This is a genomic window from Picosynechococcus sp. PCC 73109 (assembly GCF_001521855.1).
Taxonomy (GTDB): Bacteria; Cyanobacteriota; Cyanobacteriia; order Cyanobacteriales; family MRBY01; genus MRBY01.
Genome location: NZ_CP013998.1, coordinates 1,783,034 through 1,795,351 on the forward strand (window position 1 = coordinate 1,783,034; position 12,318 = coordinate 1,795,351).

General features: G+C 49.9%; 12 protein-coding genes. 7 read left to right on the forward strand and 5 right to left on the reverse strand.

The window, feature by feature from the left end; all coding sequences use genetic code 11:
• Positions 1-23: 23 nt before the first annotated feature.
• The 3 genes from AWQ23_RS08570 to ntcA are packed head-to-tail and all read right to left on the reverse strand — an operon-like array spanning position 24 to position 2,594.
• Complete coding sequence (locus AWQ23_RS08570; RefSeq protein ID WP_062434439.1) at positions 24-425, reverse strand: pre-16S rRNA-processing nuclease YqgF; 402 nt, start codon at positions 423-425, stop codon at positions 24-26.
• 14 nt (positions 426-439) lie between these two features.
• Entirely contained in the window at positions 440-1,810 is a 1,371-nt protein-coding gene (locus AWQ23_RS08575; RefSeq protein ID WP_062434442.1) for a DUF3084 domain-containing protein, read from the reverse strand.
• A 52-nt stretch (positions 1,811-1,862) separates the two neighbouring features.
• Complete coding sequence (ntcA, locus tag AWQ23_RS08580; RefSeq protein ID WP_232308876.1) at positions 1,863-2,594, reverse strand: global nitrogen regulator NtcA; 732 nt, start codon at positions 2,592-2,594, stop codon at positions 1,863-1,865.
• 280 nt (positions 2,595-2,874) lie between these two features.
• Here ntcA and fabI point away from each other — a divergent pair, with 280 nt between their 5' ends.
• The 3 genes from fabI (at position 2,875) to AWQ23_RS08595 (ending at position 5,250) form a co-directional block, all read left to right on the forward strand.
• On the forward strand, positions 2,875-3,651 hold the full coding sequence (fabI, locus tag AWQ23_RS08585) for an enoyl-ACP reductase FabI (RefSeq protein WP_012307288.1): 777 nt from the start codon (positions 2,875-2,877) through the stop codon (positions 3,649-3,651).
• A gap of 70 nt (positions 3,652-3,721) precedes the next feature.
• Positions 3,722-4,594 carry a 16S rRNA (cytosine(1402)-N(4))-methyltransferase RsmH gene (gene rsmH / locus AWQ23_RS08590; RefSeq protein WP_062434445.1) on the forward strand — a complete coding sequence of 291 codons (873 nt, stop codon included), beginning with the start codon at positions 3,722-3,724 and terminating at the stop codon, positions 4,592-4,594.
• A gap of 74 nt (positions 4,595-4,668) precedes the next feature.
• A complete protein-coding gene (locus AWQ23_RS08595) occupies positions 4,669-5,250 on the forward strand; it encodes a Uma2 family endonuclease (protein ID WP_062434448.1) in 582 nt (193 codons plus the stop codon).
• On the opposite strand, the gene AWQ23_RS08600 is transcribed toward AWQ23_RS08595, so the two are convergent.
• Positions 5,251-5,844 carry a Uma2 family endonuclease gene (locus AWQ23_RS08600; protein WP_062434453.1) on the reverse strand — a complete coding sequence of 198 codons (594 nt, stop codon included), beginning with the start codon at positions 5,842-5,844 and terminating at the stop codon, positions 5,251-5,253.
• Between the two features lie 131 nt (positions 5,845-5,975).
• On the opposite strand from AWQ23_RS08600, the gene AWQ23_RS08605 reads away from it, so the two are divergent.
• The 4 genes from AWQ23_RS08605 (at position 5,976) to AWQ23_RS16330 (ending at position 11,832) form a co-directional block, all read left to right on the forward strand.
• On the forward strand, positions 5,976-7,100 hold the full coding sequence (locus AWQ23_RS08605; RefSeq protein ID WP_062434456.1) for a class I SAM-dependent RNA methyltransferase: 1,125 nt from the start codon (positions 5,976-5,978) through the stop codon (positions 7,098-7,100).
• A gap of 65 nt (positions 7,101-7,165) precedes the next feature.
• Positions 7,166-8,617, forward strand: coding sequence for a serine/threonine-protein kinase (locus AWQ23_RS08610; protein ID WP_062434459.1), 1,452 nt, complete (start codon positions 7,166-7,168; stop codon positions 8,615-8,617).
• 121 nt (positions 8,618-8,738) lie between these two features.
• A complete protein-coding gene (acnB, locus tag AWQ23_RS08615) occupies positions 8,739-11,345 on the forward strand; it encodes a bifunctional aconitate hydratase 2/2-methylisocitrate dehydratase (RefSeq protein ID WP_062434462.1) in 2,607 nt (868 codons plus the stop codon).
• A gap of 34 nt (positions 11,346-11,379) precedes the next feature.
• Complete coding sequence (locus AWQ23_RS16330) at positions 11,380-11,832, forward strand: hypothetical protein (RefSeq protein WP_232308877.1); 453 nt, start codon at positions 11,380-11,382, stop codon at positions 11,830-11,832.
• Between the two features lie 94 nt (positions 11,833-11,926).
• Here the strand turns inward: AWQ23_RS16330 and AWQ23_RS08630 are convergent, their stop codons facing one another.
• Positions 11,927-12,316, reverse strand: a complete 390-nt coding sequence (locus AWQ23_RS08630) for a hypothetical protein (protein WP_062434467.1) — start codon at positions 12,314-12,316, stop codon at positions 11,927-11,929.
• Between the last annotated feature and the right edge of the window lie 2 nt (positions 12,317-12,318).

Genomic DNA, 12,318 nt, shown 5'->3' on the forward strand with positions numbered 1-12,318 from the left:
TTCTGGCCCATCTTTTTTGCTGTTTAGGCTGGGTTGAGATAGCGTTCGACCAATAAAATCGCCACGATATCGTCAATCGGTCGGGGAGGTAAGCGCATTCCCTGGGGGAGCAATCTCTGGAACAAATTGGGCGGATACATCTGCCAATAGCGATCGCGGGCTTCGAGGGTACTATTGCGTTCATTTATAAAGGCGATCGCCATGGCTGGGGGCAAAACAGCCGTGAGCTTTTGATGCCATTCTTTAGCCGTCGTTTGATTGCCCATGACCACCAGGGAAACACCATACCTTTGGCACCATTCTTTCGCGATGTTGGGCGCTTGATCCGCTGCAATGACGCCGTGGTTCAACAATTGCCCTTGGTCATCCAGCGCCGCAAGGCCACATTTGTCACGGCCTGGGTCAAACCCAAGATAAACGCTCATGTACTCTTTTAATCCTATTGTCTGATGACGATTCTACCGTTACTGAGGCCCACTAATTCTAAGCGGAGGGGGCCAGCCGTAAAACCATTTTCGATGGCGATCGCCCGAATTTCTGTCACGGGTTCTGGCGCATTATTGAGGGCTTCGACAAAATTGATAATGTGACCGACATTGCCATCTTTAACCTGGATATCTCCGAGAACCCCGGCTCGCCGCGCCCGGAATTGCGCTGCCCCCAACAGAAAATCCACTGGACGCCGGGCGGCACTAGGATTTTGCACACTGAGCTCCTCTAGGGACAAAGTGGCAATCACTTCCCCGGCACGAAAAACCTGCTCATTTAAAGTCACATCCGCAAATACTTGGACGGAACCTTCCCCCTGGAGGTAGTTCCCCGCTGCCAGGAGGCGCACCACGTAGTCCCGACCATCGGCAATTTGCCCTAGGAGTTGTTGCACTTGGGCATTGGTAATTTGCACCACCCGCGCCTCAAAGTCAGGATTAACGCCTCCGGTGGCAATGATCGCGTTGCGATTCGCTTCCCGGAGCAGCTGATCAACGGCTTGGCTGGCTGCTTTGGGATCAATAATCCGCACCACCCCAAAGGCTAAAACTTGCCCTGTCGTGAGGGCGACATTCCCACTCCGGAAATTGATGTAGTTGGCTTCAAGGATATCAATTTGCTGTTCTAGGGAGCCAATCTGATTTTCTAGGCCCGTGAGCACTTGATCCTTTTGGGCGATCGCCTGGTCGAGTTGGGCAATGCGACCATCGCGCTGGTTGATCTCGGCTTGGAGCTCACTTTGTTGGGCTTCTAGGGCTTCGATCTGCTGGGAGCGTTCCTCAACAATGGTGTTTTGTTGGTTAAGTTGGGCGCGGAGGGTTTCACTTTGGGCCTGGAGGCGATCGCGCTGTTGCCGCAAGGTCGTTTGCTCTGTGGTGAGCGCATTAATATCAGCCTGAAGTTCGCTGGCCTGTTCCCGAAAACCCGCCAGTTGCGTTTGGGCCGTTTCAAATTTTGCTTCAATTTCTTGTAAATCTTGTTCTGCTTCTAGGCGATCGTCCCTCGCGGCCTGTAACTCTTTTTCAATCTTTTCCTTTTCCGCCGTCACATCCATCAACTCTTGCCGCCGCTGGGCGAGGATTTCGTCCAACTGAAAAACTCCCTGGCGCAAGGACTTGCTCAAGCCAAACAATAACCCCAAGGTGCTGGCGGCGATCACTGTCCCCGTCATGACCGTGACGACCACCGCCGTCTGTTTTGGCCGCAGATTAAATAATGTAAGCCGCGCTTTGCCGACCTTACTACCAAGGCGATCGCCCAGTGCCGCCAGGATGCCCCCCAAGATTAAAACTGAAAAGATTAGTACAAAAGCACTGGTCATTTAACAAAAAGGTGACATCCAAACACACAAGTATGACTTCTCTACTTTAGCGTTAAGCGAACTGTTGACTCAGGTTTACGGGGTCATGGACGGTAATTTTTTTCTTATAAATCGAAATCATGTCCTGTTCCCGGAGTTCTCCCAGGAGGCGCGTTACTGTCACCCGTGTAGAACCAATTGCTTCGGCGATCGCCTGGTGGGACAGTTTGAGATCAATGCGAATCCCCTCATCGGTCGGCACCCCAAAATCTCGACAGAGAATTAACAAGAAACTCACCAGACGTGATCCCATATCCCGGTGGGCCAGGGTTTCAATCATCATCTCCGTTTGTAAAATCCGTGACGACAGCCCCTTTAGCATTAACATCGCCAATTCTGGGTGCTCATTAAGCGCCTTTTGCACCTGCTCAATGGGAGCCGATAACAGTTCTACAGGGGTAAAAGCCACTGCATGGTAAAAGCGATCCGACTTTTGTCCCGTGAGTAGCGATAAAACCCCAAAGACACTATTCTCCCGGAGTAGGGCCACCGTAATTTCTTCCCCCGCTTCATAGACCCGAGACAGCCGGACAGCCCCTTTCAGAAGAAAATAAACCCGTTCCGCTGGGTCCCCCGGAAAAAAGATCGTCTTGCCCCGGTCATAGTTCTCCACAACAGGTGGGAAGGGGCCACTGTGAAACTGACGAAACGCTGTCGCAAGGTCTGTAATTTGAGTCGCAGGTAGTTCAGGCACTGGATTGGCAGAAGAGAAAGGAGGTTGGTTGAAATCAGGGTTGTACATCATAGATTCTGTTGGGCAACAGTTCCCCACCGTGATGGGTGAAATATCAGCGCTCAGTGTGCAGAGACCATGAGCATTCCCCTTAAACTAAATCTTACTCTGGTATAGTATTTTGTACTTTTTGCTTCAAAATAATTATGGATTTCTGGGTTAGTTCCCAGGCATTTTGCAGAATTTTCCCTGATTTGCCCTAAAGTAGCCGTTTGCATCGGAGTCACCAGAGCGCGAAGATAATATACGCTGGCTTCTTGGCTTTAATTTTTTATACTTTTTGAGAACCCATATGCTTGATTTAACCGGAAAAAATGCCCTAGTCACTGGGATTGCAAATAATAAGTCCATTGCCTGGGGGATCGCCCAACAATTACATGCCGCCGGGGCGAATATTGGGGTTACCTATCTCCCCGATGATAAGGGACGGTTTGAGAAAAAAGTAGGTGAGCTTGTGGCGCCCCTCAACCCTTCTCTTTTCCTCCCCTGTAATGTGCAGGATGATGCCCAGGTGGATCAAGTGTTTGAGTCTGTCAAAAAAGAGTGGGGCAAGTTAGATATTTTGATCCACTGTCTTGCCTTTGCGAACCGCGAAGATTTGACGGGTGATTTTAGTGATACTTCACGGGATGGGTTTAATACGGCCCTTGACATTAGTGCCTATTCTTTAACGCGTTTGGCGCGGGGGGCGAAAACCGTGATGACCGAAGGGGGCGCCATTGTGACCCTGACTTATTTGGGTGGGGTGAAAGTCATCCCCAATTACAATGTGATGGGTGTGGCAAAGTCGGCCCTTGAAATGAGTGTGCGTTACCTAGCGGCAGACCTCGGCCCCAGTAATATTCGTGTGAATGCCATTTCGGCTGGCCCGATCCGGACTTTGGCTTCCTCGGCGGTGGGTGGCATTCTCGATATGATTCATCACGTGGAAGCAACGGCTCCTTTGCGCCGAACTGTAACCCAAAAGGAAGTGGGTAATGCGGCGGCGTTCCTCTGTAGTGATCTTTCGAGTGGGGTCACGGGTCAAGTGCTCTATGTGGATTCTGGCTACGAAATTATGGGGATGTAATGTCCTGTGGCGATCGCCCTTGGGTTCCCCCTCAGTGATAGGGGGATTTTGTTTTTTATTGGATGGATTCATGGCGGCAGAGTTTAAGCATATTTCGGTGTTGCGAGAAGAGTTGATAGCGGGCTTGGGAGTAAAACCAGGGGGGCATTACCTCGATGTAACCCTGGGGGGAGGTGGCCATACAGAATTGATTTTGCAACAATATCCCGATGTGCGGGTGACGGGGGTAGACCGGGATAGCCAGGCGATCGCCGCGGCGTCAGAACGATTAAAATCCTTTGGCGATCGCTTCCGGGCGGTGCGGTCAAATTTTGGCGAATATAATCCCCAAGGAGAAAAATTTGATGGGATTATCGCTGATCTTGGGGTGAGTTCGGTGCAATTTGATCAAGGCGATCGCGGCTTTAGTTTTCGTTTTGATGCCCCCTTGGATATGCGCATGGATCAACAACAGACATTAACAGCGGCGGATATTGTCAACACCTATGAGGAAAAGGCGTTGGCGAATTTATTCTATGAGTATGGTGATGAACGATTGTCACGACAAATTGCGAAAAAAATAGTCATGAAACGCCCGATTCAGACAACCAAAGAATTAGAAGAAATTGTGTTTTATACCTATCATCCCAAGGCCAGAAAAGCGAAAATTCATCCGGCAACAAGGGTCTTTCAAGCATTACGTATTGCCGTCAATGGTGAACTCGATGCGCTGCAATATCTATTAGTCAATGCCCCCCAATGGCTTAAACCCCAAGGCCGATTAGGGATTATTAGTTTCCATAGTTTAGAAGATCGTCTCGTCAAAAATGCCTTCCGGCAGCGGGACATTTGGCGGGTTCTAACAAAAAAGCCAATGGTTGCCAGTGAAACGGAAATTAACCAAAATCCCCGGGCACGATCCGCAAAGTTACGCTTTGCCGAGTTGAAAGAAATAGCAGAATAGGCGATCGCCTTTTTCTGAAACAGACAAGCTAAGCTGGATGCAGACAAAATTTTCTGTCGATGGGGTCTAGCGCAATGAATTTTACCCTCAGTCTTCCCGATACATGGCGACTCAATGGCGAACAATTCTTCGAGTTGTGCCAAAACAATCCGGACTGCCGTTTTGAACTCAGTACCCAAGGAGAACTAATTATCATGCCACCGACGGGCGGAGAAACTGGACGACGCAATATTAAGCTCTCTGCCCGCCTGGAAATATGGAGTACAACAAATCAACAAGGCGTTGCATTTGATTCTTCGACTTGCTTTAAGTTGCCCAATGGTGCCCATCGTTCTCCAGACGCCGCCTGGGTAAGCCGTCAGCGTTGGGATGCCCTCACCGCTACCGAAAAAGCGAAGTTTCCGCCCCTCTGTCCAGATTTTGTTGTGGAAATTCGTTCTCCGAGCGATCGCCTCCAAACCCTCCAAGAAAAAATGCAAGAATATCAAGATAATGGCGCAAAATTAGGCTGGCTGATTGATCCGACCACGGAGCGGGTAGAAATTTATCGAGAAAACCAAGCCCCAGAGATTCTAGAGCAACCGGATTGTCTTTCTGGGGAACAAGTTTTATTAGGCTTTGAACTCGATTTAAACCCCATTTGGCATCTGGATTGATTATTTCTGGGGATATTGGGCCGTAAAGGTCTGGATTGCGTCTAATCGCGACGACATCAACACACATTTTGCCAACAGTTCAAAGTCAAGATCTGGCAACAATTTACTTTTGGGTAAAGCTTGGTAGGTATTTTCTTCGAGGACATAAATTGAAAATTTTTCCGCTTGCCACAGCCAAACTTCCTGAATGCCGAGGCGTTGATATTTTTCGAGTTTCTGGGGACTACCGCTGGTGACATTGACTTCAATGGCGAGATCGGGATGCTCTTTTTGTTCACCGAGATAATAGGATTCATCTGGTTCAAAGGAAACGGATTTTTCTCGCGAGACACGGGGGGCACTCCCGACAGGATAAAATTCGATACCTTGACTAAACAAATATAGTTCTACGAGAAAGCCGATAATGGTTTTGATGGATTCGTGGTATTCCCCCAGGGTCATCAGTTCAATTACTCCGTCTAGGTAGGTGATCCGCAGGCTGGCAGCTTGACCGATCGCCGTTTGGATCGCCTGGAATTCTTCCCAACTGTAGCGGCCAGGGAGGATTAAGCTTTGGCTTTCGGTGAGGACGGGTCGGCTCGTGGCAACGGTCATAAAATCGTCCCTCGTGCTGGGTGATGGTATGTTCTATCCTACCGAATTCGGATTAGGAAAAAGGCGATCGCCCCATCCCTTACACTGGGGGATAATCTTTCCGGCAAACAATTTCAGGCGACAGATATAGAATGCAAACCTATTTTGCAACGGTAGCCCAGGGCATCGAAGAGCTTGCGGCCCAGGAACTGATAAACCTCGGTGCCCAGGTGGTGAAAACAGAATATTGCGGGGTCTCTTTTCAAGGCGATCGCCAATTGTTATACAAGGTTAATCTCTGGTCACGGTTAGCGTTTCGGGTGTTGGTGCAAATTAGAAAAGTCAAAGCATTTACGGCGAAGGAACTCTATCGCGGTGTGCAAAGCATTGACTGGTCTGAATACCTCGTCCCCAACCAAACCATTGCCGTCACCTGTACCGGTAAAAATAAAAATCTCAATCACAGCCATTTCACGGCCCTCCAAGTGAAAAACGCGATCATCGATCAACAGCGGGATCAATTTGGCGATCGCTCCAGTGTCAATGTCGAAGATCCTGACGTCTTGATCAATGCCCACATTCGGGACAATCGCTGTACCCTTAGCCTCGACAGTTCCGGTCACAGTTTGCACCGTCGGGGTTATCGGCCCGCCATGGGAAAAGCACCCCTCAAGGAAAATTTTGCGGCTGGTCTCCTGGATCTCGCCGAATGGACACCGGATCTGCCTCTGGTTGATCCCCTCTGTGGTTCTGGCACTTTTGTCATCGAAGCAGCCCTAAAAAGTTTAAACTTTGCCCCCGGTCTCTTCCAGGGGGATTTTGGGTTTCAGCATTGGCAGGATTTTGATGCTGAGCTTTGGCAAACTCTCCTCAACGAGGCCGAATATGCGACCAAAGACCAACTGCAACAGCCAATCATTGGCCAAGACCGCGATCAAGAAGTGATTCAACAGGCCTGGACGAATGCGGAAAATTGTGGGGTTGCCGACCATATCCAACTGGCTTGTCGGGAATTAGAACAAGTAGAAGCCCCCGCCGACCGTGGCGTGATTATCTGCAATCCGCCCTATGGCCATCGTCTCGGTGCCGATGAAGATTTGGGACTGCTTTATAAACGCATTGGCGATATTTTCAAACAGCGATTTAAGGGCTGGACGGGCTATATTCTTACGGGCAATGCAGAATTGGCGAAACGGGTCGGGCTGCGGGCATCGCGGCGCTTTGTGGTCTATAACGGTGGCTTGGAATGCCGCCTGCTGAAATACGAACTCTACTAAAGGGTTCTCTGTTAGGATGGGGGGCAAATTGACGCTCTTTTTTCACCTCATTTTTAAACCTTGGCATGGAGATCCTCTGCACCCGTCCCGGATGTCACCATCCCCAAAATCATTTTAGTGATCTCGATGATCCAACCCACCTAAAAACAGCCCAGCAGAAGTATTGCACCAGTTGCGGGATGCATTTAATTTTGGGTGGCCGCTACCTTCCCCAAAAACTTCTCGGTCAGGGGGGCTTTGGGACGGCTTTTTTGGCGCGCGATCGCTATACGCCGACCATGCGCCTGTGCGTGGTGAAGCAGTTCCAGCCCATGGGAAATTTAGATGATCAGCAGTTGGCTATGGCCCAGGAATTATTTGAACGGGAGGCCCATGTTTTAGAACGAATCGGCAACCGTCATCCCCAAATCCCCGATTTGTTTGCCTTTTTTCCGTTGATCGTGCCGCAACCTCAGGGCCAGGGAACGGCCCAGTATTTTTATCTCGTGCAAGAGTACATCGAGGGGAAAGATCTAGACCAAGAATTAGCGGAACGGGGCAAATTGCCGGAGACGGAAGTTAAAGAAATTTTTATGTCGATGCTAAAGGTCTTGGCCTTTGTCCATGACCAGGGCACGATCCACCGGGATATCAAACCGTCAAATATCATGCGCCATGTGGACGGAGAACTCTATCTGCTGGACTTTGGGGCAGTCAAGGAGGTCACGGCAGGGGCGGGGGCGGCCAGTGCGTCCCAACGTTCGACGGGGATTTATTCACCGGGCTATGCACCACCGGAACAGATGCGAGGGGCGCAGGTTTATCCAGCGACAGATCTCTATGCGTTGGCAGTCACTTGCATTGTATTGCTCACGGGGGAAACGCCGGAAACATTGTTTGATGGGTATCAAAATAAATGGCAATGGCGCAAATTTATCCAAAAAATTGAACCGCGCTTTGGGGCGCTTTTGGATTTGATGTTGGAATCGACTCCAGGCGATCGCCCAAAATCTGCCCAGGTGGCCCTCCAGCTTTTAGACTTGCCTACCCAGCAACAAGCCTCTGCGAGACCTGCCGCTTCAGCCACAAAGGTACAGCCTCCGGCCCCAGCAAAATCCCCTAAACAACAAAAACAGGCCCCCCTTGCGCCACCTAAAAAAACACCACCTCCCGCGAAAGCACCGACTGGGAGCCAAGCCGCCACTAGTTCTGTAGTGCCACTCTTGATTGGGGTGGGGTTTACGGGCTTTGAGGGGGTGTTATTGATGCCCCTTGTGGGGACTTTCCTCGCGGGCAATGTGGGCATGGGCGTTTGGGGGGCGGCCATGGGGTTAATTATTTTGGCGATCGCCCGACGCATCCTCGAACTGAAGGAAATGGTGATCCTCGGCGCCATTACCCTGGGGGCGGCTTTTTTCCTGGTGCAAACCGTGGAATTTACCACCCTGGCAATGATTGCTATTTTGGTTGGGGCGGGCTTGGTGGCGGCGATCGCCTTGTTTACCCTGATTTACCGTTTGCTCCAAAAAATTCTTTAAACAGCCCAGCTTTCCGTTACTTCTATGGACAATCCAAGACTGAGATTGTTCACCCATAGCGCCATTACAGCGGGCATTACAATAGAGTATCTAAAACGTTAGATAACCGATAGATCTCCCTATGCTAGAAGCCTACCGCAAACACGCCGCCGAACGCGCCCAATTAGGAATTCCCCCTTTACCTCTAACCGCAGAACAAACCTCCGAACTCTGCGATCGCCTCAAAAATCCCCCCGCAGCAGAACAAGAAGAACTGCTGAGTTTACTGCGCGATCGCGTGCCCCCCGGTGTCGATGAAGCCGCCTATGTCAAAGCCGGATTCCTCACAGGCATCGCCAAAAAAGAAATTACCTGTCCCCTGATCAGTCCCCAGGGCGCAGTGGATCTTCTGGGCACCATGGTAGGTGGCTATAACGTCCAATCCCTGGTGGAACTCCTCAAATCCCCCGACAGCAACATTGCCAGTGCCGCCGCCACCGCCCTCAGCAAAACTCTGTTGGTTTTTGATGCCTTTAACGATGTCCTCGAACTCGCCGATACCAACTCCTACGCCAAACAAGTGATCGATGCTTGGGCAGAAGCCGCTTGGTTTATCGGTAAGCCCAAAGTTCCCGAGGCGATCACTGTTACTGTCTTTAAGGTTCCCGGTGAAACCAATACCGATGACCTTTCTCCGGCGCCCCACGCTACAACTCGCCCCGACATTCCCCTCCATGCCCTCGCAATGTTGGAATCGAAAATGCCAGAGGGGTTAGAAACCATTGCCGAACTGAAGCAAAAAGGTCATCCCGTTGCCTATGTCGGTGATGTGGTCGGTACCGGTTCCTCTCGGAAATCGGCGATCAACTCCGTACTTTGGCACCTCGGCCACGAAATTCCCTTTGTCCCCAACAAAAAAGCAGGGGGTTATATCCTTGGCGGTAAGATCGCCCCCATTTTCTTCAATACCGCTGAAGACTCCGGTGCGCTGCCCATTGAGTGTGATGTCAGCAAGCTCCAAACAGGCGATGTGATCACCATTCATCCCTACGCAGGCAAAATTACCAACGAAGCGGGCGAAACGATCTCCACCTTTGAACTAAAGCCCGAAACAATCCTCGACGAAGTGCGAGCGGGTGGCCGAATTCCTTTGCTGATTGGTCGGGCGCTGACTGACAAAACCCGTGAAGCCCTCGGACTCGAACCGACAACACTATTTGTACGTCCCTCCCTGCCCGAAGATACCCACAAAGGGTTTACCTTGGCACAAAAAATGGTGGGTAAAGCGTGCGGTTTAGAAGGGGTTCGCCCTGGGACATCCTGCGAGCCGATCATGACCACCGTGGGTTCCCAAGATACCACTGGCCCCATGACCCGCGATGAGTTGAAAGAGTTGGCCTGTCTCGGTTTCAATGCGGATCTCACCCTGCAAACCTTCTGTCATACTGCCGCCTATCCGAAGCCAGTTGATGTCGTTACCCACAAGCAACTGCCCGACTTCTTTGCGACCCGTGGTGGTGTTGCCCTCAAGCCCGGTGATGGCATTATTCACTCTTGGTTAAACCGGATGTTATTGCCCGATACCGTGGGAACTGGTGGTGACTCCCATACCCGTTTCCCCTTGGGGATTTCTTTCCCGGCGGGTTCTGGTTTGGTGGCCTTTGCAGCGGCATTGGGTGTGATGCCCCTTGATATGCCAGAGTCTGTCCTCGTGAAATTTACGGGTGAGCTGCAACCCGGCGTCACCCTCCGCGATATTGTCAATGCGATTCCTTGGGTAGCGATGCAACAGGGTAAATTGACCGTCGGCAAAGAGAACAAAGTGAATGTTTTCAATGGTCGGATCATGGAAATGGAAGGTCTGCCGGATCTCAAGGTAGAGCAAGCCTTTGAATTGACCGATGCGACTGCTGAGCGTTCCTGTTCTGGTTCGACGATTAAACTCAGCGAAGAAACTGTGGCGGAATATCTGCGGTCTAATGTGGTTCTCATGAAAAACATGATCGCCCGTGGTTATTCCGATGCCCGGACTCTGCTGCGCCGCATTGCGAAGATGGAAGAATGGCTCGCCAATCCTTCTCTCATGTCGGCGGACTCTGATGCGGAATATGCGGATGTGATCGAGGTGAACCTAAGCGAGATCAAAGAGCCCATTGTTGCCGCTCCGAACGATCCTGATAACGTCAAACTGATGTCTGAATGTGCCGGAGACAAGGTTGATGAGGTCTTTATCGGTTCCTGTATGACGAATATTGGTCACTATCGCGCAGCGGCGAAAATCCTGGAAGGGGCGGGTGTTGTTAAAGGTCGTCTCTGGATTTGTCCGCCCACGCGGATGGATGAGAAGCAACTCCGGGATGAAGGGGTTTACGGTGTCTTTGCGGCGGCAGGGGCACGGACGGAAATGCCCGGCTGTTCTCTTTGTATGGGGAACCAAGCCCGCGTTGAAGATAATGCAACGGTCTTCTCCACTTCAACCCGGAACTTCAATAACCGGATGGGTAAAGGCGCACAGGTGTACCTTGGTTCGGCGGAGTTGGCAGCGGTTTGTGCGCTCCTCGGCAAGATTCCCACGGTGGAAGAATATCAGGCGATCGTTTCTGAAAAGATTGATCCGTTTAAGGGTGATCTGTATCGTTACCTTAACTTCAATGAGATTGATGGCTTTGAGGATGAGGGTCGCGTGATTGCCCTCGAAGATATGCCCAAGATTGAGGATCTTCTCGGTATGCCTGTTGGTGCGAAATAAATAAATCTAATTTTATAATTGGGGTGAGTCAGAAATGGCTCACCTTTCTGTTTATGGGCAAAAAACATTTCAAAAAGGCGATCGCCTCCTTGGAAGCGAGAATCCAAGAGCATCAGGACAAAATAAATCAAGAGTTGGCAAAAGATTTTCCAGATCAAGGTTTAATCCACCATTGGAAAAAAGAGATTCAAGCTTTTCAAAAAGGTATCCAACGTGCACTCAGAAGATTAGGGAGAAGCTAATGCAACTTGCTGAAAAGAAAATCAACACTCAAAATGAAACATTAAATAAACTGCTTTTAGAGCTTCAAGAGGAGTGTCAACAGGTCATTTCTCTCATTCATCAATTACAACTCTCTGACTTGAGCGATCGCCAACGCGGAAAAATCTTATCGGAACTTCTCGTTTCATCAATTCACTTAAATACTCACTGTGATGAAGAGTGGCAAAATCTGATTGCTGATGAGTTGCAAAGTTTATCAGATTAAATGAAACTAAAGAGCTCTACAAAAGAAACAGATAAATAAATTCAAATTGCTCATAAAGATTAGGCGATCGCCACTATTTTTTTCTTGATGAAGACTACTGGGTGGTCATCTCCAGAATCGCTTCAGAGAGAACTTTTACCGTGTTTTCTAGTTGTTCTACTCTTTCTTCCATCGTCTGGGGCAGCGGCAGTTTTTCAACCAAAGGCACCAAATTTTTCCACCCTCTCTGGCAAGTGATGCCGTAGGTTTGTTTATAGATTTGGTAACACTTATCATAGGTGCCATAGCGGGCTTGCAACAACTTTTGGTCTATCTTTTTGTTTCCAGATAAAGCATAAGGTTCTCCCAAATCTTTTTGAGCCTCAACAATTGTGCGTAGGCGTTCATACAAACCAGCAGTGATTGCAAAAACGCGGGCTGTATTTTTTAAGCTTTGCTTGTCTAATTCTTCTAATTCATCAATGATGCGACTAAATCTGGACATGG